Origin of the sequence: Pseudomarimonas salicorniae (assembly GCF_023156535.1) — a bacterium.
Classification (GTDB): domain Bacteria; phylum Pseudomonadota; class Gammaproteobacteria; order Xanthomonadales; family Xanthomonadaceae; genus Pseudomarimonas; species Pseudomarimonas salicorniae.
The window spans coordinates 224,135-250,145 of the sequence record NZ_JALNMH010000002.1; the positions used below are offsets into that span (position 1 = coordinate 224,135).

Annotated in this window: 13 protein-coding genes and 1 riboswitch; of the genes, 2 read left to right on the forward strand and 11 right to left on the reverse strand. The window is 68.8% G+C overall.

What is annotated here, in order from left to right; genetic code table 11:
* Positions 1-2: 2 nt before the first annotated feature.
* The 11 genes from M0G41_RS03500 to M0G41_RS03550 form a co-directional block, all read right to left on the reverse strand.
* Positions 3-1,898 (reverse strand): tetratricopeptide repeat protein, encoded by a 1,896-nt coding sequence (locus M0G41_RS03500; RefSeq protein WP_248205067.1) that lies wholly within the window; start codon positions 1,896-1,898, stop codon positions 3-5.
* The gene (locus M0G41_RS03505; protein WP_248205069.1) at positions 1,895-3,757 is read right to left on the reverse strand and encodes a tetratricopeptide repeat protein; all 1,863 of its coding nucleotides are present in this window, start codon (positions 3,755-3,757) and stop codon (positions 1,895-1,897) included. The genes M0G41_RS03500 and M0G41_RS03505 overlap by 4 nt, the downstream gene beginning before the upstream one ends.
* Positions 3,754-5,886, reverse strand: a complete 2,133-nt coding sequence (locus M0G41_RS03510; RefSeq protein ID WP_248205071.1) for a tetratricopeptide repeat protein — start codon at positions 5,884-5,886, stop codon at positions 3,754-3,756. Before M0G41_RS03510 ends, M0G41_RS03505 begins: the two co-directional genes overlap by 4 nt.
* On the reverse strand, positions 5,883-7,736 hold the full coding sequence (locus M0G41_RS03515) for a hypothetical protein (RefSeq protein ID WP_248205073.1): 1,854 nt from the start codon (positions 7,734-7,736) through the stop codon (positions 5,883-5,885). Before M0G41_RS03515 ends, M0G41_RS03510 begins: the two co-directional genes overlap by 4 nt.
* Positions 7,733-9,622 carry a hypothetical protein gene (locus M0G41_RS03520; protein ID WP_248205076.1) on the reverse strand — a complete coding sequence of 630 codons (1,890 nt, stop codon included), beginning with the start codon at positions 9,620-9,622 and terminating at the stop codon, positions 7,733-7,735. Before M0G41_RS03520 ends, M0G41_RS03515 begins: the two co-directional genes overlap by 4 nt.
* Complete coding sequence (locus tag M0G41_RS03525; RefSeq protein ID WP_248205077.1) at positions 9,619-11,790, reverse strand: hypothetical protein; 2,172 nt, start codon at positions 11,788-11,790, stop codon at positions 9,619-9,621. The genes M0G41_RS03520 and M0G41_RS03525 overlap by 4 nt, the downstream gene beginning before the upstream one ends.
* Positions 11,787-13,664, reverse strand: coding sequence for a tetratricopeptide repeat protein (locus M0G41_RS03530; protein WP_248205079.1), 1,878 nt, complete (start codon positions 13,662-13,664; stop codon positions 11,787-11,789). The genes M0G41_RS03525 and M0G41_RS03530 overlap by 4 nt, the downstream gene beginning before the upstream one ends.
* Before the next feature lie 240 nt (positions 13,665-13,904).
* Positions 13,905-15,980, reverse strand: a complete 2,076-nt coding sequence (locus M0G41_RS03535) for a PAS domain-containing sensor histidine kinase (protein WP_248205081.1) — start codon at positions 15,978-15,980, stop codon at positions 13,905-13,907.
* Positions 15,981-16,073: 93 nt separating this feature from the next.
* Positions 16,074-17,336: an MFS transporter gene (locus tag M0G41_RS03540; RefSeq protein WP_248205083.1), complete on the reverse strand. Its 1,263-nt coding sequence runs from the start codon at positions 17,334-17,336 to the stop codon at positions 16,074-16,076.
* Between the two features lie 419 nt (positions 17,337-17,755).
* Positions 17,756-19,738 (reverse strand): BCCT family transporter, encoded by a 1,983-nt coding sequence (locus M0G41_RS03545; protein ID WP_248205085.1) that lies wholly within the window; start codon positions 19,736-19,738, stop codon positions 17,756-17,758.
* A 48-nt stretch (positions 19,739-19,786) separates the two neighbouring features.
* Positions 19,787-20,866, reverse strand: coding sequence for a porin family protein (locus M0G41_RS03550; RefSeq protein WP_248205087.1), 1,080 nt, complete (start codon positions 20,864-20,866; stop codon positions 19,787-19,789).
* 95 nt (positions 20,867-20,961) lie between these two features.
* On the opposite strand from M0G41_RS03550, the gene M0G41_RS03555 reads away from it, so the two are divergent.
* Entirely contained in the window at positions 20,962-22,200 is a 1,239-nt protein-coding gene (locus M0G41_RS03555) for an MFS transporter (RefSeq protein WP_248205591.1), read from the forward strand.
* A gap of 130 nt (positions 22,201-22,330) precedes the next feature.
* Positions 22,331-22,424: riboswitch (glycine riboswitch) on the forward strand.
* 247 nt (positions 22,425-22,671) lie between these two features.
* Complete coding sequence (gene gcvP, locus M0G41_RS03560; protein WP_425511226.1) at positions 22,672-25,560, forward strand: aminomethyl-transferring glycine dehydrogenase; 2,889 nt, start codon at positions 22,672-22,674, stop codon at positions 25,558-25,560.
* Positions 25,561-26,011: the final 451 nt, after the last annotated feature.

Consider the following 26,011-nt stretch of genomic DNA (forward strand, 5'->3'; position numbering starts at 1 on the left):
GGCTACTCACAGACATAGTCTCCGCTGGCCTCCTTGCGGCACAGGTCCGGCGCGCCGAATCGGTCCCAGGTGGCAGCCCAGCCAACATCGCGGGCAAAGCGGGAGAAGGCGGGCAGCTGGCGCGCGCCGGCGCCAACCGGGCTCCATAGGAGGAAATTCAGCATTGCATCCGAGTCGGTGGGCACGGTTGCGGCCAACGCCAGCGCGCGGCCGGGCTCACCGAGCCAGATCAGGGCATAGGGCGCAGCGCCGGCGACCACATCGGGATCGCCTGCCAGATAGGCTTCGACCATCTCTACGGCGGCGGCGCGCTGCGCTGCGTTTCCGAAGGCACCCTCCGCCACGATGCGGGGCGCCTCGGGAGCAAAGGCGCTCATGAACACCTTCAGGCCGCGCGCGAGCTGGTGGAAGGCTTCGGATTGATTGCCTTGCCGTTCGGCGAGGTGTGCGAGCCCCAGGCCGACATTGCTGATGCCAGACGCATCGGCACGTCGCAGCAGCCGTTCTCCCTCGACCAGATTGCCCTCGAAGACATATCGCGAGCCCCGCCACATCAGGGCGTTGGGCAGGAGTGGGTCGATCTCCAGCACGCGGTCAAGATACCTGTCGCCCTGCTCCAGATAGCCGGCGTTGATCAGGTAGGTGGCCATCCAGAAGTTCGCCAGCACGTCGTCCGGGTCGATCGACAACGCACGCTCGTAGGACTCCCGCGCGGCAACGTGGTCGCGCACGCTCGACAGGCCCTGTGCAAGCACCGCGTAGGCTTCTGCCAGGTCGGGGTTGAGCGCAATCGCGGATTCGGCGTGACTCAGCGCCGCGGTGATCGAAGCGTGCAGTTCGGCGCCCGCATACTGCGGCGCCAATCCGTGCACGGCACCCAGCCGGGCGTGGGCGCGCGCGAAGCCGGCATCGAGACGCAGCGCCTCCTCAAGCAGCGCGATGGCATCGGCAAATCTTGCCCCCTCGCGGCGGTGGAAGATGGCGCTCGCCTGGAGGTACATCCCATAGGCCTCGGCATTCCTGGTCGCCACCGGCACCAGGCGACGCTCCTGGTCGCCCCGCAGGATGACCTGCAGCTTGTCGGTGATGGCGCGCGCAATGCGCTCCTGCAGCTCGAAGATGTCGCTGAGCTCGCCGTCGTAGGTCTCGGACCAGAGGTGGAAACCATCCGCCACCTGGATCAGCTGGGCGGTGATCCGCACGCGGTCGCCCTGCTTGCGTACCGAGCCCTCGAGGATGTTTTCCACGCCGAGGGTCTTGCCGATCTCGCGCAGGTCCTCGTTGCGGCCCTTGAAGGCGAAGGACGAGGTGCGTCCGGCGACTTTCAGGTCACGCACCTTGGCCAGCGCATTGAGGATTTCCTCGGCGATGCCGTCGGAGAAATATTCCTGGTCACGCTCCGAACTGAGGTCGGAGAAGGGCAGCACGGCGATCGACTTTTCGCCCTGTCTGACAGGCGATCTACCTGCCTGCGCCGAATCCGCCCCGTCTGCGAAGCCTTCCGCCGTCGGGCCTGTCCCGGATTCATGGGTCGCCGGCTGGTCCAGCCAGCGACCCACGGTGATCGCGCCGACCAGGCACAGCAGCAGGATCACGGCGATGTCCAGCTTGCGCGCGGTGCCGTCCACGGGCGTGGGAGACGCGGCTGTCGCGGTCTCGCGACGGATTCCTTCCGGCGTCAGCTCGAAAACCCAGGACAGTGCGAGCGCAGGAATGAAACCGACGGCCAGCAGCACGACCAGCGCCTTCAGTACCCACTCTGGCGTGGCGAAGATCGGCAGCAGGGTCTCGGCGACCTGCACGATCAGCCAGGCACTGACCACGTACAGGCCCGCCATGCGGATCACGTTGCGACGGCGCAGCTCGGCGATAAATCCGTTGGCGCGACCTGGCGTCATTCGCCGCACTCGAAGCCGTCGGGGGACGCGGCGCGGCACTGCGGTGGGAATCGGTGGGCCCGCCAGTAGTCGAGCATGCCGCTTTGCGCAGCCAGCGCGTGGAATTGCGGCGACCGCCGGTAGTCTGCGTAGACCTCGCCCCACAACAGCCACGACGGCGGCGGCGCCGCGTAGTCACCCAGGGGGACCAGCAAAGTCGGCATGTAGTAGGTCTGCTCCCGATCGCCCAGGAAACGGATCAGGTCCTCGCGCAGCGCAGCGTGATCGCGCTGCGGATGCCGGAAGGCCTCATACATCTCATTCCCCCGATTCCAGCCTGGCAGCCAGAGCGGATGGTTCATCAGCAGCAGGAACGCCGCGCGCTGTTCGAACTCGGCCAACAGATGCAGGTTGGCATAGCCCTCGACGTTCACGCCCCGGCTCAGGCTTTCAAGCATCGCGGCGTAGGCCTCCTCATTTCGCCCCAATACCCACATGCTGTCGAACCGGTTTTCCGCACAGGGCGCGAACCGAGGGTCAACTGCGTGGCAGCGGTCGAACATCGACAGCGCGCGCTCCCGTTCTCCCAACAGCGCCCAGGTCAGGGCCAGCCAGTTCATCGCATTGATGTTGTGCGGATCAATTTCGATGGCCGCCTCAAGGTCGCTGAGCACGGAAGCGAAGTCGACGCGGCCGCGTAGCGACCGCCCCACCTGCCCGCGGACGCGCGCCATGGCGGCGAGGGCCAGGCTGGATTGGGGCTCCAGGTCCAGCGCCCTGCCCGCGTACTCAACCACCTGCTTGTCGAGCATCTCGGGATCAAGCTCGGAGAACCCGTATTCCGTCAGCAAGGACGTGATCGCGGCGCGCAGCTCCCATGCCTTGGCGAAGGCCGGGTCCAGCTCCAGCGACTTCGCCAGCAGCTGCTCGGCCCGGTCAAGCGCGCGTCGACCCAGCATCAGCGATCGGGCCTGAAGATACAGGTCGTAGGCGCTGAGGTTGTCGGTCGGCTGGGTCAGCGCCAGCTGGCCTACGTCGCCCAGCGCGAGCGATGCCTTCAATGCGGCCACGATGGCCGTGGAGATCTCCTCCTGGATCGCGAACACGTTCTCGGCGGTCAGCGGCCGGTCGAAGGTCTCCGACCAGAGGTGCCGGTCTGTCTGCGCATCGATCAGCTGGGCGGTGATGCGCAGGGTGTTGCCGGCGCGACGCACGCTGCCCTCGAGGACGTGGCGCACGCCCAGTCGCTCGGCGATGGTGGGGACGCCCAGCGCTTCCTGGCCCTTGAAGCCGAACGCCGAGGTGCGTGAGGCCACCTGCAGGCCGCGCACCTTGACCAGGGCGTTGAGGATTTCCTCGCTGATGCCGTCGGAGAAGTACTCCTGCTCCGGGTCCGGGCTCATGTTGACGAAGGGCAGGACGGCAATCGAGGCCGCCTGGGCGGTCGGCGACGCCGGCGATGCCGTGGCGGCGTCGGGACCCGTATCCGATGCGCTGCCTTCTGCGGTCTGCGGCGGCGAATCACTCGCGGGCGCAGGGCCCCGCTGGTGGCTCCACAGGGTCAGCCCGCCAACCGCAAGCAGGAGCAGGATCACCGCTACATCGAGCTTGCGCGCCGTCACGTGGTCGTGGCGCCGCGCCGGATCCAGCGCCGACTCGCGCTTCAATCCATCGGGCGTCAGCTCGAACACCCAGCTGAGCACGAGGGCGGGCAGGAAGCCGATGGCCAGCAGGATGATCACCGCGCGAAGGACCCAGCCCGGCACGTCGAACGCGGGTAGCACCGTCTCGGCGACCTGCACGACCAGCCAGGCGCCGACCACGTACAGGCCCGCCATGCGGATGACGTTGCGACGGCGCAGCTCGGACAGCAGGCTCATTCCCTTCGCTCCGCGGCCCACTGCTGGTAGGCGGCCTGGTAGGCAAGAAAGCGCGGGTGTTCGCGGAGGCTATCGAAGCCCGGCTCGGGCGCGAACCAGGCATAGGTGTGGGGTCCGTAGCGCTCGATCAGGCGGTCCAGGTAGTGCAACGCCCGCTCCGGGTCTCCGGCTCGTGAAAAGGCCATCGCCAGCGAGAGATGGACTCCACGCGAGCCCCACTCGTCGCGGCGGGCGTTGGCGAGGTAGTCCGCCTCGGCCGCGCGCACGCCCTCGAGATCGCCCAGCATTCCGGGCAGGTCGCAGGGGTGGTAATAGGCATTGCCCAGCCAGCGCGAGGGGTAGGGATCGCTGCGCTGCTCAAGCCGCGCCTTGATGGCCTGCAGAAGCTGGCGGGCCTGTTCCTGCTGGCCAAGGGCCAGCGCTGCGACGGCCTCCACCATGGCGTAAAGCTCGGGGAAATCGCCGACGCTGCGCTGGTCGTGCGGCCACAGCTCGGGCGAGAGCGCCTGGGCGATGCGCGCCGGATCGCGGCTCTTGATCGCAATCCGGGCAGGCACAGGGAAGAAATTCTGCACCGGCCCGTCGACCTCGGCCCAGGCGGCGTCGAGGTCGCCGCGCGCTTCCTGGATCCAGATCGCCCGCACCCGATTGTCGGCGCCCAGACGCGCCGCACGCTGCAGCATCGCCTCCGCGGCGTCGAAATCACCGCGGATGATGAAGAGCAGTTCGACCAGGGAGTGGATGACGTCGACCTCCTGCGGATTGATCGCCAGCGCGCGTTCGAAGTAGTCGAAGGCGTCATCGAAGCGACCGTCGCGCCGCGCTACGTAGGCGCTGGTTTCCAGCGCAGCCGCGTGGTCGGGCAGGCGGGCCAGGATCTGGTCCAGCGTCTGCTGCGCGCGGGCGTAGTCCTGCTGGCCCCAGTAGTACTCGTAGGCCTGGGCCAGCAGGGTCTCGATGTTGTCGGGGGCCAGCCGGCGGGCCTCGGCGAGGCTGTCACGACCGGCCTCGCGCAGGGCGCGCGGCCCCAGCGCCAGCCAGAAGCTGAGCAACTGCACGTGGGCCTTGCGCGCATGGGCCTCGGCGAAGTCCGGGTCGAGTGCGATCGCGCGGTCGAAGGCGGCGATGGCCTGGCGCGAGGTCTCCGGCGACAGGGTTGAACTATCGGACAGCAGGGTGCCCTGCAGGAAGGCCTCATAGGCGTCGAGGTTCTGCGTCATGCCGGTTCGCAGCGAGCTGCTTTCGTCCGCACTGAGCGCCACTTCCATCGCCTTGGCCACCGCCTGGGCGATATCGGCCTGGATGGCGAAGATGCTGTCGGTGGTCAGCGCGCGGTCGTAGCTCTCCGCCCAGACGTGCACGTCGCTGGCGCCGTCGATCAGCTGGACGGTGATACGGACCTGGTCGCCGGCGCGCTGCACGGCACCTTCCAGCACTACCGCCGCGCCCAGCTCGGCGGCGATCTCCGGCACCGACTTCGTCGTGTCGGTGTAGCGCATCATCGAGGTGCGCGAGATCACCCTGAACGCCGCCACCTTGGACAGCTGGGTCAGCAGATCGTCATGCACGCCCTCAGCGAAGAACGCATCCTCGGGCCGCACGCTGCGGTTGCGGAAGGGCAGCACCGCGATCAGGCCCGGCGTGTGGCCGGCTGGGGCGGCGCCTGTCGTGGCTTGTGCTGGAACGGTTGGCTTAATAGCCAGGGCGGCCGCGGTCGACACCGGCGGCGGGCGAACCGGCGCGCCGGCGCTGGGCCAGAAGCGATCGGCAGCGATCACCGCCAGCAGCACTGCGACCGCGGCCAGTGTGAGCATATCCAGCCGTTTCGCCGTGCGTGAGGCGATGGCGCTGTCGACCGGCACCTCGCTATCGCGCTTCAGGCCGTCCGGTGTCAGCTCGTACAGCCAGGAGAACACCAGCGCCGGCAGGAAGCCGAGCGCGATCAGCACGATCAAAGTCTGCAGCACCCAGTCCGGGGTGTGGAAGATCGGCAGCACCGTCTCCGCCACCTGCACGATCAGCCAGGCGCCGACCAGGTACAGGCCGGCCATGCGGATCACGTTGCGGCGGCGCAGTTCGGCCCAGAGTCCGGACTTTGGCGCCTGCACAGGTCGCTGCGCCGTGTTCATATGCCGCCGCCCTGCGCCGGGCAGGCGAATGGCACGCCCACGGCTGCGGGTCGCTGCACGCCTTCCCGCTCGAGCACGCGCATCAGTGAGGGGAACGGCGTCGGATCGAACTGGCGGTAGCTGAGGAAGCCGGACAGCGCCTGCACGTTGCCACTCTCCTCATAGGGCATCAGCAATTCGGTCGCCTCGCGGCTGCGCTGCAGCAGCATCAGCAGATGCCAGCGTTCGGAGATCTGCTTCGGCGAGAGCTCGCCCAGCAGCCGCTCGACCTCCTCGCAGCGGCCCTCGGCGCTGGCCTGCCGCGCGGGCGGGATGAGCGACCATTGCCCGCGCAGCGTGACCTGCTGCCAGCGTTCGAGAACCTTACGGGCGGCGTCGATACGTCCGTACCAAAGCAGTCCGCGATGCGCCTGGTAGAGGACAAACTCGTCATCCCGCCAGCGTTCGGCCAGCGGGAGCGCGCGCTCCGCCGCCAGTGCGACGTCGGGGCCCCGGTGGCCGTAGTTCAGATACAGGTTGGCCCATTCGGCCCGCTCGCTGGCGCGCGCGTACACCTGATCCAGCGGCTCACGCATCGCGTCGACCTCGCTTGTGCGGGTCAGCATGTCGAGGATGACATTCAGCGAGATGCGGTCCGATGGGCGCGCGGCCAGCAACTCGCGGCGCAAGGCAATGACCTCGTTGAAGCGCTGCTCCGCCTGTGCCTTGAGCGAACGTGAAGTCAGCCGGTCAACGTCGCGGGAGGCGTGGCGAATCGCCAGATCGATGCGCTCCTGGAATCGCGCCAGCATCTCGCTGCCAGACAGGTCACGCTGCGAGCTCGTCGTCAGGGTCGGATCCATCTCGTTCAGCCAATAGTCCGCGGCACGCGCATGCGCCGCGGCAAAGCCGAGATCAAGAGTCCGCGCGCTCTCGAAGTGCTCATAGGCCCGGCGGAAGTCTTCTTGCGTCGTAGGAAGGGATTCCGCCACGCCGCGCAGGTAGGCCTGGTAGGCCTCCACCGAATGGGTGCCCACTTCGGCCATGTCGGCCAGCGCTTTGGGATCCATGCTGGTCTGCATGGCCGTGGCGATCTGCCTTGCAAGGTCCTCCTGGATGCCGATCATGTCGGCCGCATCGCGGTCGTAGGTCTGTGACCACAGATGGAAGCCGTCGGCGGCGCGGATCAGCTGGGCGGTGACGCGGATCCGGCCGGCGCCGCTGCGCACCGAGCCCTCGAGCACGTGGGCCACGCCCAGTTCCGCCGCGATCTGCGGGATCGCCAGGTCGCTGCCCTTGTACTTGAACGAGGAAGTGCGCGCGCTGACCAGCAGGTCCGGCGTGCGCGCCAACGCGTTGAGGATCTCCTCGGTCAGACCGTCGGCGAACCAGCCCTGGTCGCCGCCCTGGCTGAAGTCGGCGAAGGGGAGCACGGCGATGCTCTTGTCAGTGATCTCGGCCCCTTCCCCGGGGGCATCCTGGGTGGCCGAATCCGCTGCCGGCGCCGGCGACCGGGCCACAAGGTCGGGCTCACCGCCCGGCCGCCAGAAAACCAGGCCGGCGACCAGCACAAGCAGCACGATCACTGCAACATCCAGTTTGCGCGCAGTCAGGTCGACCGTGCTTTCCGAGCGGTCGACGTCCCGCTCCCGCTTGATTCCCTCGGGCGTCAGCTCGAACGCCCAGCTGAATACCACCGCCGGTACGGAGCCGAGGGCGAGCAGCCCGACCAGCACCTTCATCACCCAACCCGGCGCCTCGAACACCGGCAGCATGGTGTCGGCCACCTGCACCACCAGCCACGCCGCGACGACGTACAGGCCGGCGACCCGGATCACGTTGCGTCGGCTCAGCTCGGCGAAGAAGCTCATGCGCTCGCACCCTCCTTGGCTTGCAGATTCTGTCGGCGCATTTCGAACAGCCGTCGCAGCGATGGCCGGTCCAGCAGGCTGCGAAGACCGGCGTGCTCGGGCAGCCGTTCGGGCATGGGCAGGTACAGGGGATCCATCAGCAGCCGGTCCTTGCCGCTCAAGGCGCGCTCAAGCCAGACCGCTGCCTCGTCCAGTCGGCCAAGGCGCAGCAGGCCGTCGACCACGTAGTAGCCCAGCACCGACGGCGCATCCTCCTTGATCAGGGTGTCGAGGAGGGCGGAGGCCGCCTGCTGATCTCCCTGCCCGACCAGCAGGCGCGCCTGCATGAAGATCGCCATGCCCTCACTGAGCCCGCCCGAACGCCGAGCGGAATCGATCAGGGCCTGCGCCTCATCGAAGCGACCGACCCCGATCAGGCCAGGCAGCACGGTGTCGGTCAGCAGCGCCGGCGAGCGCCGGTAGAAGCCCAGCGCCTGGGCTGTCTGCGCCGCGTCCAGTGCCTCCGCGTAGCGCTCCTCGAAGATCAGCAGCCGGGCCAGGTCATGGTGGTTGGCGGCCTGCAGTGGATCCAGTTCGACGGCCAGCCGCTCGGTAGCTTCGGAGCGTGGATCCAGCACCCAGAAAAAATAATCACCGGCGAAGTTGACGATCTCGGGGTCGCGCGGACTCAGCGCCAAGGAGCGCGTGGTGGCCTCCTCGGCGAGGTCGAGGTCACCGGAATACAGCCAGGCGACGTAGCCCAGCACCGACCACGCTTCGGCGTTCTCGGGATCCAACTCCAGCGCGCGGCGCGCGGAGAGCCCGGCCACGCGCTGCACCTCCAGGTCGCTGGGGACGGCCTCCGTGGTCAGGTCCGTCGAGGCGTAGGTGGCGAGCAGGGTCAGGCTGCGCGCCAGGCCCGCATGCGCCGGGGCGTAGTCGGGGGCCAACGCGACCACCTCGCCAAACAGCCGGCGCGACACCTGCAGCGCCTCCACCCCACGCAGGGCCATCTGCTGACGCGCCTTCAGGTAGCGCTCGTAGGCGGCGAGGTCGATACGCTCGGCGCGTGGGGCCACTTCGCCACCGAGTTTCACCTTCAGGGCGCCAACGATCGCGGCGGTGATCTCGTCCTGCAGGGCAAAGATGTCGCCGGCCTCGCGGTCGTAGGTTTCCGACCACAGGTGGAAGCCGTCCTCGGCGGTGACCAGCTGGGCGGTGATGCGAATCCGATCCCCCTGCTTGCGTACGCTGCCCTCGAGGATGTGGTTCACGTTGAGCGCGCGGCCGATCTCCCGCAGATCGCCAGTCTGGTCGCGAAAAGCGAACGAGGACGTGCGGCCGGCGACCTTCAGGTCAGGCAGTTTCACCAGCGCGTTGAGCAGTTCCTCGGCGATGCCGTCAGAGAAGTACACCTGCTCGGGATCCGAGGACATGTTGACGAAGGGGAGGACGGCGATCGAGGTGCTGGGCTCTCGCAGAGGGACAGGCACTTCCGGGCTCGGCAGCGGTTCGTCGGCAGCCGCGCCGGTCTCGGCCGTGGCGACCCCCTCGGGTGTCTCCGCGCGCTGCCCGGGCTTCCACAGCACCAGGGCCGCCACGCCGACCAGCAGCACGATCACCGCCACATCCAGCTTGCGCGCGGTGTGGTCGACGATGCTCTCGTCCCGACGGATGTCCCGCTCGCGCTTGATGCCCTCCGGGGTCAGCTCGAACACCCAACTGAAGATCAGCGCCGGGACGAAGCCGATCGCCAGCATCACCACCAGCGTGCGCAGCACCCACTCCGGGGTGGCAAAGATGGGCAGCACGGTCTCGGCCACCTGCACCACCAGCCAGGCAGCCACCACGTACAGCCCGGCGACGCGTATGACATTGCGACGGCGGAGTTCGGCGAGGAAGCTCATTCGCGCCCTCCGTCATCAACCTGCCCATTGGCAAGCGCGCGGATGGCTGGGTGTTCACGATGGCGACCTAGCTCGGGCAGCACCAGCAGGCCATCGAGGCTCCAGTAGTGCATCGGCAGGGCAAGGTAGGCGCGAAGCGCTTCGGCCAACTCTTCGCTGTCGACCACGGGCGCCAGGGCCAACGCGGCTTCGGCCATCACTTCCGAACGGATCAACGCGTCGCGTGCAAGCGTCGGATTCGCGAGAGCCCGATCGACCGCCGCGCGACTCGCCTCGAGCCTCCCGAGCAGCGCCTGCGCCCGGGCCATCTCGATCCACAGGCGGTAATCGTCCGGGTCGCCGGCAAGCAGACCCTCGACCTGCTTCCGCGCCGCCTCCGCCAGCTGTCGACTGCCGTCCCGGTCACCCTGGGCGTACAGCATCCTCGCCCTCCATGCGTTGGGCATCAGCACCCGGAACTGGTTCTCCACCACCTCACCGGACTGCGAATCGAGGTAGCGCGACAGGCGCGTCCAGTCCCCTGCGCCGTAGGCGATGGCCAGACTGATTTCCGGCAGCGCTCGCTCACTTTCGGGCAGGTCGAGTCCGCCGAGGCGATCCATCTCGGCGATTGCCCGCGCGTAGTTTCCGGTCCTGCGCGCCCTGGCCTGCTCGTAGTAGGCGCGCCGGAACACTTCGGGCACGTTGGGCAGGGTCCAGATGACCGAAGCCCAGTAGTTGGCTTCCTCCATCCTGCCGATCAGCAGATAGGTCTCGAACAGGGTCTGCGCGGGAGTCCACGAGCGCGGATCAAGCCGGGCCGCGCGCAGCAGGGCGGCGATCGCGGCCTGCGGCTTGCCCACTCGGCGCAGCACGTAGCCACGTATCGCGACCAGCTCGGCGCTACCGGGCAGTCCCTCCTCGGCACGGCCCAGCTCGGCCAGCGCAGCCTCCCAGTCCAGTTCGGCGCGGTAGTAGTGCTCGGCGAGCGCCAGGCGGACCACGGGATCGTCCGGGCGCAGCGCCAGGGCGCGGTCGATCCACTCCCGGCTGGTGCGGCGGTCCTCGTCGCGGCGCGTCTGGTACCAGAACCGGTTGGCATATTCGCGACCGAGCTCGGCCATGGCCACGGCGAAATCCGGATCAGCCTCCACCGCCTGCCGGTAGAGGGCGATGCGTGCATCAATGGCACCGCGGGCCCAGCTCTCGCGTCCCTGGCGGGCGCGCAGGTAAGCCTCATAGGCGACCGGACTGCGCGTCGGCGGATCGACGCCGCCGGGCTCGGCGGCCACCCCCAACTTGCTGTTCAGTGCGCTGGCAATGGCCCGCGCGATCTCGCTCTGGATCTCGAACACGCTCTCCGGCTTCAGCTCGCGGTCGAAAGTCTCGGCCCAGAGGTGCGCATCGGTGCGCGCATCGATCAGCTGGGCGTTGATCCGCACGCGCTGCCCGGCGCGCTGTACGGCGCCCTCCATGACGTGGGCGACACCCAGCTCATCGCCGATCTGTCGCAGGTTCTTGGTGGTGTCGCGGTACTCCAGCACCGAGGTGCGCGAGATCACCGTCAGCGCCGGATTGCGCGCCAGCTCGGTGAGCAGGTCATCGTGCACGCCATCGACGAAGTAGGCGGTGTCGGGCTCGGCACTGCGGTTGGTGAACGGGAGCACCGCGATCGAGCCGGACGGCGGCACCAGCTCATCGTCGAACGGGACCCGGCCGGGCGTATCGGCCTGCGCCGTGGGCGCAGGCGCAGCGTCGACGGCCGCTGCAGGTGCCTCGGCAGGTGAATCCGACTGGCTTCGGAATCCGGGCCCCAGATGCTGCCAGGCCATCAGCACGACGACGAAGAACACCGCGCCCAGCGTCAGCATGTCCAGCCGGCTGGCGTGCGTCGCGGGATCGGCGTGTTCAGTGGCGGGCGCCTCACCGTCATCGACGTGGATGCCGCGGCTGTCGACCTCGAAGACCCAGGCCAGGCCCAGCGCCGGGACGAAGCCCAGCAGCAGCAGCGCGATCAGCGTCTTGCCGACCCACTCCGGTGCGCCGGTGAAGCCGAGCACCACGTCGGCCACCTGCAGGGTCAGCCAGCCCAGCACGATGTAGGCGGCAGCGACGCGGAACACGTTGCGCCGCTTGAGCTCGGCATAGAGACCGTCTGACTTCGTCCCGTCCGTGTTCGGCGCGCTCATTGGCCACACTCCAGCCTGGGGTCCGGCGACCCGTGCCACTGGCAGCCGTCGGGCGCGCCATGCTCGGCCCAGTAGGCAGGCAGGCCATGGCGCTGCGCGATCTCGGCAAAGCGCGGATGGGCGCGGAAGTCCGCATCGACCGGCGACCAGATCATCATCAGCAGGATCTGGCCCGAGGCGGGCTTGGGCCGTAGCGCTTCCTCGATCGCGGCATCGGTGAGCCCGGCGAACAGCATCAGGGTGGTCCAGTCGTAGCCGGGCTGCTGCTCCACGGCCTGCCGGAGCGTCGCGAGCGCGGCTGGCCGCTGGGCCGGGTCGGTGATGGCCGGTGCCACCGCGTGGTGCACGGCGCGCACCGCCTCCGGTATCCGGCCATCATCACGCAGCCAGTCCTGGAAACGCCGCGCGGTCTCTTCGGCATCGCTGCCGTGCAGCGCCAGCTTGAGCAGCCAGGCGCTGGCGGGGCCGCGCCAGCCGAGCGCGTGGCCACGCTCGAGGTGCTCGCGGGCGCCGGCCAGCTCGCCGTGGATCAGCTCGGTCGCGCCCAGCCAGCCGACATGGATACCGCTGAGCGGATCCAGGCGATGGCTCTCGGCGAAGGCCTCGGCGGCGGCATCGACGTGTCCGGCCTCGAGGTGGGTCAGCCCCAGCCACATGCGGCTGTTGGCGTTGTTGGGCTCCAGCGTCAGCGCGCGCTCCAGCAGCGCGCGTGCCTCGTCGCGGCGACCCGCGTCGGCGGCGATGCGCGAGCGAACGGCCAGGGCCTCGGCCAGGTCCGGCAGCAGGTCGAGGGCCCGCGCGGAGGCGTCGTCGGCCTGCTCGAAGGACGTTTGGGCAGCGTCCGGGTAGTAAGAGGGCATGACGTACAGCGTCGCGGCGAGGGCAGCCCAGGCCTCGGCGAACTGCGGATCGCGCTGGACGGACTGTTCCAGCAGGCTGCGCGCTGGCTCGAGGCTGGCCCCGCGCTGGGTGAACAGCTGGCGACCACGCAGGTACAGGCTGTAGGCCTCCAGGTCGTCGGTGGCGCGCCGCACGCGGACGGTCTGCACGCCGAGCGGCTCGGCCAGGGCATCGGCCACGGCCTGGGCGATCTCCTCCTGCAGGGCGAAGATGTCGGTGAGCTCGCGATCGAAGCTGTCGCTCCACAGCGGCTGGTCGGTGGCCGCGTCGATCAGCTGCACGCTGACCCGTACGCGATCGTCCTGGCGGCGCAGCGAGCCATCGAGCACGTGCGCCACGCCCAGCTGGCGGCCGATCTCCCGCGCGCTGTGCGACTGCGCGCGCAGGGCGAAGGACGAGGTGCGCGAAGCCACGCGCAGCCCGTCGATGCGTGCCAGCACGTTGAGGATCTCCTCGGCGATGCCCTCGGCGAGATAGGCATTCGACGGATCGGGACTGAGGTTGGCGAAGGCCAGCACCGCCAGCGAGCGCGGATCGGCGGGCACCGCCGGCGGGCGCTCGGAGTCCACGGCGGCCTCCCCGACGGGTAAGGCACGCCCGGTCGCGGCCTCGCCGCGCGGCTCGGCACGGTCGAGGACGAAGTGGCGCAGGCCGGACAGCGCCAGGGCCATCAGCACCAAGGCTACGGTCAGCTGGTCGAGGCGCCGCGCGGTGCGCCGGCTTACCGGATTGGCAGCACCGGCGCCGGCATCGCGCCGTAGTCCCTGCGCGGTCAATTCGTAGCGCCAGGACAGCCAGAGCACCAGCGGCCACAGCGCGAGCAGCGCCAGCGCGAGGTTGCGCACCGCACGTTCCGGCAGGCCGAGCAGGGGAAACAGGAGATTGGCGACGATGATCAGCAGCCAGCCGAGCGCCAGCCACGCCAGCCCGGCGCGGAACACGTTGCGGCGACGAAGCTCCGCAAGCAGCCGCACTCAGAGGGTCTCCCCCCGCCAGCTCGCGGAGTTGCCAGGAAGTGGCGCCCACGCGAAAGATTGCGCGCAGGCCGCACTGGCGAACGGGGTAACGCGGCCGCGCGCTGGTTCAGCGCAGGGACGGACTCGCTTCTGCATGGCAGTGGGTTCCCCGGCCGGAACATCCGACCCACCGATGCCTCCTTCGAGAATGCCAGCATGCCCGGCCTGACGCCAGCATCGACAAGACCCGCTGCGTCTTCACGCGCGCGGCAGCAGCACCCTGAAGCAGGCCCCGCCGTCCGCCGTCGACTGGTAATCGATGCTGCCGCCCATGTGCTCGACCAGTTCCCTGGAGATGGCAAGGCCGAGCCCGCTCCCGCCCTGCGTTCGGGTGCTTGAAGCGTCCGCCTGGGAGAACCGCTCGAACATGCGGTCACGGAACTCGACCGGCACACCGGGACCATGGTCGCGCACAGCGATCACCACACGCGCGTCGACCTCTTCCGCCGAGAGCTCGACCACGGCACCCTGTGGCGAGAACTTGATCGCGTTGGAGACCAGATTGCCCAGCACCTGGATAAGGCGCTGCCCGTCCACCCTGACTTCGACATCGGGCAAGGGGTCGAGCAGCTCGAGCCGAACCGAGCGATCAGCCCCGTAGGTCTGATTGCTGGACAGGACATTGAGCAGAAGGGGCTTCAAGCGGCGGACTTCCATGGTGAACCGCAGCCGCCCCGCAACCATCCGATCCAGATCGAGGAGGTCGTCGATCAACTGGCGCAGCCGCTGGCCGTTGTCCAGCGCCACGTGGAGAAGCTTGCGCGACTGTGGATCAAGACCGTCTCCGGCGGTGCCAGCGAGCAATCCCACAGCCCCCATCAGCGCGGTCAGGGGTGTCCTCAACTCGTGGCTTACGACCGCCACCAGCTCTCCCTTCGCACGCTCGATGCGGCGCTGCTCGGAGACATCCTCCACGAGAGTCCAGACCAGACGTTTGCCCTGCGGATCGCTGGCCACCAGCGCGGAGAGGCGGACCGACTGCAGCGCTCCGTCGGCACGCCGCCAGTCCAGTTCGACCGGGTCGCAGCGACCGCTGGTCTGCAGGCGCTCCATCACCCGGTCGTGTGCGCTGCGCTCGGCAAACAGGTCGACAAGGCACAGCCCCGCCAGCTGCTCCGGGCCCAGTCCGCATTGCGAGAGCAGGGCGGGATTGGCCTCGCAGACCCGGCCACTGTCCAGGTCGGTGAGCAGGATGCCGATCGGCGACAGCGCGACCAGATGCTGCAGCAGATCGTTGCGATCGCGGAGTTCGCGCTCGGCCCGCTCGAGCTCGGTGACATCACGCGAGACCAGAACATAGCCACGCGGCCCCTCACCCGAAACGCTCGCGTGGGTGGCAGCGGTCAGCTCGAAGAATCGTCGTCCCCCCGCGCCATCCACCGGCAGCCGGATGCGTGGGCTCGTGCCGTCCTCGCGGGCATGGTCGAGCAGCGCGGTTACCGGAGCACGCGAGCCCTCGGGCAGGAGATCCGACAAGGGAAGGCCGGCTGGCGCCTCGCCGGACAGCGGCAGCTGCTCACGATGCTGGGCGCGCACCTGGCGCAGGCGGCGCTCTGCATCGAGTTCCACCAGCGCATCGGGCATGGCATCCAGTGTGCTTTCCAGCCGCCAGCGGCCCTGGCGCAGCTCATCGATGACCCGACCCAGCACCAGCAGCATCAGCAGCGGGGTGGAGAGCAGCGCCGAGCTGAGCATGGTGATCCAGGTCAGCACGCTGGCGGCCTCGGCATCGGCGCCGATCTGGGGCAGCACCCCGGACCAGGCGGACAGGGCCCGGTTGGACATGGTCACCGCCTCGACCACCATGACCACGGCAAACACCCGGGCCACGCGCGAATCCACCCCCTCGGCGCCGCGCCAGAGCAGCCAGGCGCTCACCAGGCGCAGGGCCGCCAGCGAGGCGGCCACCACGGTGACCCGCAGCGGCCGCTGCGGCTCGACGAAGGTCCACCACAGCACGGGAAGGGTCAGCAACAGCAACGCCCACCAGACCTGTGGTACCCGGTCGCGGCGTCCGCACAGGTGCAGGATGCCGACCAGCCACAGTGCGTAGCTGAGCATCGGCAGCTGGTTCAGCCCCGCAGCCCACCAGGGCGAGGAAGCATCGTTCACCAGCACGGGCGTCGCCGTGGCCAGCGCCAGCGCCAGAGAGCCCGCAGCGAACCAGGGTGTGGTGTCCTTGGGAGCCCCCACGGCAATGGCCCAGCACAGCACGCCGCCGTTGATCGCGCTGACCAGTCCGATCAGGAACACCAGGCTGATGTCCGGGGTCACCCGTTGCGATCTCCGCGGAAGCAGGCTCGGCCAGCAGTGTAGCCGGCGCCGTACGGGTACGCGGCGGCGTCGGGGGATATCCCCTAAGCCGGCTCAGCCGCCCTCGTCCGGATCGGACTCGGCCTCTGGCAGATCTCGGGCCAGCACGGCACCCGCGGCGCCCAGCAGGGTCAGGGCGAGCAGCACGCCGGACAGCGAGTACTCGGCCAGCGCCGCGGCCAGGCCGCCAACGATCAGCAGCATCACGCCCATCGCAGAGTTGCTGACCGCGACGTAGTCGCGCCGCCGCTGGCCCTCGGCGATGTTGACGATCCAGGTCTTGCGCCCGATGCGTACGCCCTGGTGCGCGATCGACAGCACAAAGAAGGCGCCGGGAAGCAGCCACCACTGGGCCAGGGCCGGGCTTGCCCAGCGTTCGACGCTAAACACGCCAAGACCGAGCAGGGAGGCCAGTGCCACGCCCCACAGCATGGTCTGCCGACTGGACCGGTCCGCCAGCCTGCCCCACAGCGGCCCACCCACCAGGCTGGCGAGTCCGGCGAGCAGGACAAAGCCCAGCCAGCCGCTTTCCACGTCCTTGAGATGACGTTGGGCAAGCATCACGTAGTACGGCGCCGAGAGTGCCGAACAGAGCAACAGGGTGCGGGTGATGACGAAGCGCCGCAGTCGCGGGTCCTCACGAAGCAGGGACAGCCGCCCGAGCCCTGCCGAGCCGCCACCGCCCCCTTCGTCCGCAGGCTCGCGCATCGCCGAGAACAGACCGGCCGCCAGCCACCAGGCCACAGCGGCACACAGCAGCACCCAAGCCATCGAGCGCAGCCCGTCGCCGCCCCAGATCAATCCGCCGGCGGCGACCACCAGGGTGGCGATCCCACCCGCGCTGGAAGCCCAGCCGCCCGCGCGGCCGCGGCGATCCTCCGAAACGGTGCGCCCGAGCACGTCCTTGGAGCTCAATGAGCACACGCTGCGCGCCGTGGCAAACAGCGCCAGCAGCCCGACCAGGGCAAGCCCTGCGGACAGCCCCTCCAACCGCAGCGCGACCAGGGCCATGCCCCCCACGCAGCCCCCCTGCACCACCGAGCCCGCCACCCATGCCCACTTGCGCCGCCGCATCCGGTCGATCAGTCCGGCCACGGCGACCTGCAGCAGCAGGCTGCCGGCCTCGCGGATCGGCACGAGCATGGCGACCAGGAAGGTCGGCGCGCCCAGGGCCGAGCCCAGCCAGCTCAGCGTGGTCTTGGGGTTCATCAGCGCATCGCCGAGCTTGGTCAGCCCATGACTGGCGGCGTAGACGAAGAAGTTCCGCTTCGTCCCGCTGCCGCCGCCGGGTTCCCGCTTTTCGGTCGATGCCCCCATGGCGCCATCATGGTCCGCGTGCGGCGATGCGGACAAGCAGCCATCCGAATTGTGAAAGTCCGGAACGGGCGCGAACCGGACATTCATAGGGTGCGGCTGGCCGCACCGGGCGTACCGTCCGAGCGCCCGTATCGGTGCGCCCAAGGCGCACCCTATGAGGCTTCGCTGACGCCCAACGAAGCCCGACTGCAGGAGCGCACATGGGCGCGACCGCGACGCCGCGTATTCACTACAGACCGAGGCCAGGGCGAATCTCTGCGGTCGCGGCCATGTCCGCTCCTACGAAGAGCCCGCCCGACCGGGTTCGGTGGCGAATGTCCGATTCGCGCCCGTTCCCTCTCTTCGCTGCTTCGAATCCGGCTTTCAGGCACTAAGTCCCGTGCGGCGAGCCCTACCGACCGACGCTCCCCCCACCCGAATCAACCCATCACCTCAAGGAAGCGCAGGTGGCGCTGGTACTGGTCGAGGACGTCATTGATCAGATCCTCGCGGCGCCAGCCCATGACGTCGTAATCCTGCCCGCCTTCGCGCAGATGAACCTCAGCCCGGAAGTACTGCAGGGCGCCGGCTCGGTCGGGCTTGACGTCGCGCAGGGTGAAGGCGACCGGCTGGTAGGGGCGCGGACGCACCGAGTAGAAGAACCGGTGGTTGCCGGGCGGGCCGACCTCGATCCAGACCCGGCCATCCTCGCCGCGCCCCAGTTCGGCCGGATGCCCTTGGGCCGCCAGTTCATCTCCGACCATCGAGAGCGCCGGCTGCACGGTACCCTCAAGGAACTCGATCACCTGCTGACGGCTCGGATGGGACACCATGCCGACCAGCCGCTGCTGCCAGCCGAGTGCCGCATGCGGGCCGCGTGGCTCGACCCGCGCACGCCCGAGGCTGACCCGCTTCATCGCCTCGATGCGCAGGGCGCGGACCAGGCCCCAGCACATCAGAACCATGACCACGGTGAACGGAAGCGCGCTGGCGATGGTAGCCGTCTGGAGGGCGGACAGACCGCCGGCCAGCAGGAGTACCGCGGCGATCAGACCCTCCAGTACGGCCCAGAAGATGCGCTGCCAGAGCGGCGAATCCTCGGCACCGCCCGAGGTCAGCATGTCGACCACCAGCGAGCCGGAGTCGGACGAGGTGACGAAGAACGTGATCACCAGCACCGTGGCGACCAGGGAGACGATGCCTGACAGCGGCAGGTACTCGAGGAACTTGAACAGCGCCACCGAGCTGTCCGCGGCGACCGCGTCGGCGAGGTCGGTCAGGCCGCGCTCCATCAGCATGTGCAGGGCGGTGTCGCCGAAGAAGGTCATCCAGGCGAAGGTGAAGCCCATCGGCACCAGCAACACGCCGATGACGAACTCCCGGATGGTCCGCCCGCGCGAGACCCGGGCGATGAACATGCCGACGAAGGGCGACCAGGCAATCCACCAGCCCCAGTAGAACAGCGTCCAACCGCCGATCCAGCCGCTCGGCTGGTAGGCGTAGAGGTTGAAGGTCAGTTCGACCAGGCTGGACAGGTACATGCCGGTGTTCTGGACCAGGGTCTGCAGCAGGAAGATGGTCGGCCCGGCGACCAGCACAAACACCAGCAGCGCCACGGCCAGGATCATGTTCAGCTCGGAGATCCGGCGGATGCCGCCGTCGAGGCCGAGTCCCACCGACAGCGTGGCGATGGCAGTGATGCCGGCGATCAGCGCGACCTGCACGCCGATACCCACCGGCACCCCGAACAGATAGTTCAGGCCGGCATTGACCTGGATCACCCCGAACCCCAGGGACGTGGCGACGCCGAACAGAGTGCCCAGCACGGCGAAGACGTCGACAGCGTGGCCGATCGGTCCATGGATGCGCTCACCGATCAGCGGGTAGAACGCCGAGCGGATGGTCAGCGGCAGATCATGACGGAAGGCAAAGTAGGCCAGCGACAGCGCGACCACGGCGTAGATCGCCCAGGCGTGGATGCCCCAGTGGAAGAAGGTGATGCGCATGGCCTGCCGGGCCGCCTCGACGCTGCCCGCCTCGCCCACCGGCGGGCTGGTGAAATGCATCACCGGCTCGGCCACGCCGAAGAACATCAGGCCGATGCCCATGCCGGCGGAGAACAGCATGGCGAACCACGAGCCGTAGCTGTAGTCGGGCTCGCTGTGGTCGCGACCGAGCTTGATCCGACCGTAGCCGGAGAAGGCAAGCACCACCACGAAGACCAGGAAGCCGGCGACCGCCAGCACGTAGAACCAGCCTGCCGACTCGACGACCCAGGCCTGCACCGCCTTGAACAGGGCTTCCGAGGCTTCGGGCGCGGCGACGGTGTAGCCGAGGAAGGCCACCATCAGGATGACCGATGCGATGAACACCGGCGGATTGATCTTGTACCAGCTGGCCTTGGCGTCGCTGGGCTGGCTCATGGCAGCTCCCCTTGGAAGCGCGCCCCCGCAGCAGGGGGACGTCGCGGGTCAGAAGTAGAAACCGAAGTTGATGTTCAGCCGCGAGCGCCAGCGGGCGCCGCCGGGGTCGTCGATTCCGATCCCCGGCCCGCCGATGAACCACATGTTGTAGCCGGCGATCCAGTCGACGTAGGTGAACATCGGGCCGCGGCCGATGCTGCAGCCGGTCACGTTCTGCCAGGAGTCGCGGCGGCCGGCGCCGGAGACCTGGGTCGTGCTGAGGTTGTTGTAGCAGGTGAGGCTGTCGAGCCAGGCCGGCGTCGGCAGGCTGCGGACGACATTGGCGCTCAGCACCTGGGCCTCGCTCGCCGCCTCGAACGGAAAGGCGAAGGCCGACAGGGCGATACGCTGGCCGGGCACGTCGTAGCGGTAGGCCGCCCACTGGCCCTCGAAGGTCCAGGCATCGCGTTTCCATCGGGCGTGCAGGGCGAGCCCCAGGTGGTCATGCTCGCGGCCGTCGACGTCGTTCTCGACCCGTCCGGCGAAGGCCGAAACGCCCCACTCCCGGCTTTCGTCGCCGTCCTCGTGCAGGCTCGCCCGACGCAGCACCACCCGCTCACGCTCGCGGTAGGGCAAGGCGCTGGTCTCGGCGACATCGAAGGAATAGCGGTCGAAGCGACTGCCGTCGCCATACTCGTCGGCGAAGAACAGCCCGGCATGCCAGCGCACCGCCTCGTCCCCGCGCTCCCAGACCAGGCCCAGGTCGTAATCGTCCTCGATGCCGAGGTAATAGCCCGAGCCGAACCAGAAGCTCTGCGAGGCATAGGGCAACAGGCCGAAGGGCACCTGCTGCACACCGGCGCGCAGCTGGCCGACGTCGTCGAAGCGGTAGCCAACCCAGGCGTGATGGATCGCCTCGAAATCGTTGTAGAAGCGGTACTGCGCCGAGTAGCTCAGCGCGCCGCGCTGGCCTCGGCTGTCGAGCCGGAACAGCTCGAGGTTGGTGCTGCCCTCGCCCTTGGTCGGGCCGTAGTCGCGCCAGGCGTGGTTGATGCGGATCGCGCCGCCGAAATGGAAACTGTCCTCGGCGCCGACGGGAACGGCGGGGACCAGGCCGAGCAGGATGGCTATGGCGATCCGGCACTGCATGCGGCCGATGCTAGCACCCTGCCTGCGCGCAAGCATGAATCGTGCTAGTTTCAAGGAGAACGCCGCGCCCTCGGTGAACCCTTATGTTGGGACTCCTGCTGCCGGTCGCCGCCCTGATGCTCGGCCTTGCCCTGCTGGTCACCGGCAGCGGCCTGCTGGGCAGCCTGCTGGCATTGCGCGGCGCGCTGGAAGGCTTCGATGCGGCGACCCTCGGCTGGATCATGTCGGCCTACTTCCTCGGCTTCGTCGCCGGCACCTGGCTGGCGCCGCCGCTGGCGGCCCGGCTCGGCCATATCCGCAGCTTCTCGTTCTGCGCGGCCGCGGCCAGCGCCGCCGTGCTGCTGCACCCGATCCTGGTCGACCCGTTTGCATGGGCCGTGCTGCGCTTCGTCACCGGTGCCGCCCTGGTCTGCCTGTATGCGGTGATCGAGAGTTGGCTAGGCGCCCAGGGCAGCCCGGAGCAGCGCGGCCAGCTGTTCGCCGGCTACATGATGGTCAACCTGCTCTCCCTGGCCCTCGGGCAGGCCCTGCTGCCGCTGGGTCCGATCGAGGGCTTCGCGCTGTTCTCGCTCGTCGCCCTGCTGACCTGCGTCGCGCTGATGCCGGTGACCTGGACGCGCCTGCCGCAGCCGCCGCTCAGCGCGCCGCAGCCGCTGCCGCTGGGCCAGCTCTGGCAGCAGGCCCCCTCGGCCGCGGCCACGGCCCTGCTCTCCGGCGTGGTGATGGGCGCCTTCTGGGGCCTGATGCCGGTGTTCGCCAACGCCACCGGTCTCGACGCCGGCGGCGTGGCCGAGGTCATGGCCATCACCATCCTCGGCGGCGCCCTGCTGCAGTGGCCGCTCGGCCGGGTCTCCGACCGGATTGACCGACGCCAGATGCTCGCCGTGCTGGCCCTTTTCGGCGGCGTGATCGCGGTGCTGCTCGCCCTGCTTCACGACCACCCGCTGCTTCGCGGCGGACTCCTGTTCGCCTATGGCGGCCTCGCCTTCACCCTCTATCCGGTGGCGGTCGCCCACCTGATGGACCGCCTCGAACCCGGTCAGCTGCTGGCCGGCAGCGGCCGGGTCCTGCTGCTGTACGGGGTGGGCGCCACCCTCGGCCCGCTGCTGGCCGGCAGTCTGATGAGCCGCTTCGGCGCGGCCAGCCTGTTCGCGCTGTCGGCCACGGTGCTGGTCGCGCTCGGACTGTTCGTCGCTTGGCGCCTGCGCCAGCGCGCCCGCGCCACGGATCATCCCGGGCACTTCCTGCCCATGGTCCGGACCTCGGGCACGGCCCTCGAGATGATCCCGGAGCCCGAGCCCGGGGCCGAGGGCGCGCCTCCCGCAAGGATGTGACGACGGCTTCAACCGTCGCCACCTGCCTCGGATATAATCGCGCTGCTCAATGTTCGTGGCGGGAGAAGTGGCGTCAGCCACTGCCGAAGGCGCAATCCCCGAAATCGCTCAGGCCCCCGTACCGCCGCGCGCGAGCAACTCTGGAGAGACCGGTTCATTCCGGCGCCGAAGGGGCACGCGGTCGCAAGACCCAAACTCTCAGGCAAAAGGACAGAGGGGGCGAGCAGGGCTTTCGAGCAGCACAGCTGCGAGCCTGCGAGCGACCATCGGCATGCAGGCCGATGGGCCGGGCGCATGGTTCGAACTGCCGCGACTCGAGCCTGCGGGCGCCAACCGGCATGCAGGCCGGTTGGCCGGGTGGTACGCCGCGCGCAGACATCAGTCGAAGCCGGCCGTCGAGCGTTTGCGATACGACGCTTGATACACCTTCGGCCAGCCGCGCGTCCCAGTTGCGCCCGCGCTGCCGCCGCGATGCCCCCCCTCCTCCCAGAGCCCGCCTCCATGTCCAAGCCCTCGCTGCGCGACCTCGAACACCACGCTGCCTTCATCGAGCGCCACATCGGCCCCAACGACGCCGAGATCGCCCACATGCTCGAGGTCATCGGCCAGCCTTCGCTGGAAGCGATGACCGACGCCATCGTGCCGAAGTCGATCAAGTCGACCGCGCCGCTGGCCCTGCCCGAGGCGATCAACGAGGAAGAGGCGCTTGCCCGCATCCGCGGCATCGCCAAGCGAAACCAGGTGTTCAGGAGCTTCATCGGCCAGGGCTACTACGGCACGCACACGCCGAACGTCATCCTGCGCAACGTGCTCGAGAACCCCGCCTGGTACACGGCCTACACGCCCTACCAGGCCGAGATCTCGCAGGGCCGCATGGAGGCCCTGATCAACTTCCAGACCATGGTCACCGACCTGACCGCGATGGAGATCGCCAACGCCTCCCTGCTCGACGAGGCCACCGCCGCGGCCGAGGCCATGACCCTCGCCAGGCGCTCGTCGAAGTCGAAGTCGAACCTGTTCTTCGTCTCCAAGGACGTGCACCCGCAGACGCTCGAGGTGCTGCTTACCCGCGCCGAGCCGATGGGCATCGCGCTGCAGGTGGGTGACGATGCCCAGGCCGCCTCGGCCGAGGCCTTCGGGGTGCTGCTGCAGTATCCGACCACCTTCGGCGAGGCACGCGACTACGCGGCACTGTGCGACGCCGTGCATGCCCGAGGTGGCCTGGTCGCGGTGGCCACCGACCTGCTCGCCCTCACCCTGCTCAAGGCGCCGGGCGAATGGGGCGCGGACATCGTCATCGGCAACAGCCAGCGCTTCGGCGTGCCGTTCGGCTTCGGCGGTCCGCACGCCGGCTTCATGGCCTGCCGTGACGCCTTCAAGCGCGCCATGCCCGGCCGCCTGATCGGCGTCTCGGTGGATGCCGAGGGCAAGCCGGCCTATCGCCTGACCCTGCAGACCCGCGAGCAGCACATCCGCCGCGAGAAGGCGACCTCGAACATCTGCACCGCCCAGGTGCTGCTGGCGGTGATGGCGGCGATGTACGCCGTCTACCACGGCCGCGACGGTCTGATCCGGATCGCGCGCCGCGTGCACCGCCTGGCCAGCATTTTGGCCGCCGGGCTGCGCGCCGCGGGGCACACCGTAGGCCCGGACTTCTTCGACACCCTGCACATCGTCGACCTCGACGCCGACGCCGTGCACGAGCGCGCCCGGATCGCCGGCATCAACCTTCGCCGGATCGATGGCCGTTCGCTTGGCATCAGCCTTGACGAGACCACCACTGCCGCCGACCTGCGCGCGCTGGCGTCGCTGTTCGAGGTGGACCTCGATGTGGAGAAGCTGGACGCCGGGGTCGACGACGCGCTGCCCGCGGGCCTTGCACGCACGTCGGACTTCCTCAGCCATCCGGTGTTCAACACCCACCACAGCGAGCACGAGATGCTGCGCTACCTGCGCCAGCTGGCCGACAAGGACCTGGCGCTGGACCGGACGATGATCCCGCTCGGCTCGTGCACGATGAAGCTCAACGCCACCGCCGAGATGATTCCGGTGACCTGGCCGGAATTCGCCCGCATCCATCCGCTGGCCCCGGCCGAGCAGACCGAAGGCTATGCCCAGCTGATCGCCGAGCTGGAGGCCATGCTGGTCGAGTGCACCGGCTACGACGCGGTCAGCCTGCAGCCGAACTCCGGTGCCCAGGGCGAGTACGCCGGCCTGTTGGCGATCCGCGCCTATCACCTGGCCAACGGCCAGGCGCAGCGCGACATCTGCCTGATCCCCGAGTCGGCCCACGGCACCAATCCGGCCAGCGCACAGATGTGCGGCATGACCGTGGTGGTGACCAAGTGTGATGCCAACGGCAACGTCGACCTTGAGGACATCCGCGCCAAGGCCGAGAAATACAGCGACCGTCTTGCCGCGCTGATGATCACCTACCCGTCCACGCACGGCGTGTTCGAGGAAGACATCGTCGCCATCTGCGAGGTGATCCACCAGCACGGCGGCCAGGTCTACACCGACGGCGCCAACATGAACGCGCTGGTCGGCGTGGCCAAGCCCGGCAAGTGGGGCTCGGACGTGTCGCACCTCAACCTGCACAAGACTTTCTGCATCCCGCACGGCGGCGGCGGCCCGGGTGTCGGCCCCTGCGCGGTCAAGGCGCATCTCGCCCCCTACCTGCCGAAGACCTTCGGCGGCGAGGGTAAGGTCGGCATGGTGAGCGCGGCGACCTACGGTAGCGCCTCGATCCTGCCGATCAGCTGGATGTACATCACGCTGATGGGCGCCCACGGTCTGCGCCGGGCGACCCAGGTCGCCCTGCTCAACGCCAACTACGTGGCCAAGCGCCTGGCACCGCACTACGAGACGCTGTACACCGGCCGCAATGGCCTGGTCGCCCACGAGTGCATTCTCGACCTGCGGCCGATCAAGGACGCCACCGGCATCGGTGCCGAGGATGTCGCCAAGCGGCTGATCGATTTCGGCTTCCACGCCCCGACCCTGAGCTTCCCGGTGGCCGGCACCCTGATGGTGGAGCCGACCGAGTCGGAGTCGCTGCACGAGCTGGACCGCTTCATCGACGCCATGATCCAGATCCGCGACGAGATCCGTGCGGTGGAGGATGGCAAGCTGGACCGCGAGGACAACCCGCTGAAGAACGCCCCGCACACGGCGACCATGGCCATGGCCAGTGAATGGACCCACGGCTACCCCCGGGAGCTGGCGGTGTTTCCGCTGGCCAGCCTGCGCCAGTACAAGTACTGGCCGCCGGTGGCGCGCGTCGACAACGTCTACGGTGACAAGAACATCATGTGCGCCTGTATCCCGGTGGACGCTTTCAAGGAAGAGGTGGCGGGATAGGGATAGCCCGCCCCAACAGGGATGTGCCCGACGCCCCGGTTCGCCGGGGCGTCGTCTTTTGTGGACCCCGTAAGGCGCCGAGTTGGGGGGGAAACTTCGGGCGCATTTTTGCCCTTCGCCCTGGCCGGCGAATGGGGCCTTTGTTCTGTATCCAGAGCCGGATCAAGATCAACATCAAGGGCGTTTCGAACCGTCCTTCGGCCGGCCCGAGTCACTTCTCTTTGCGTGCCCAAAGAGAAGTAACCAAGAGAAAGGGCACCCCGGTCAGGCGCCTTCCGGGCTTCCTGCCCTCCAGGTACGCGTGCGGGCTCCGAGGGTTCGCCGACAGCGCATCCTGCGCTGGGCGAACGCGAGCACGTCCCTATGCTCGCCCCTGCGGACCTTGTTCTCCGCCCGCCGCCAGACAGGGGCCCCATTGATCGGCCATCCTGGCCGCACAGCCCGTGGGCTG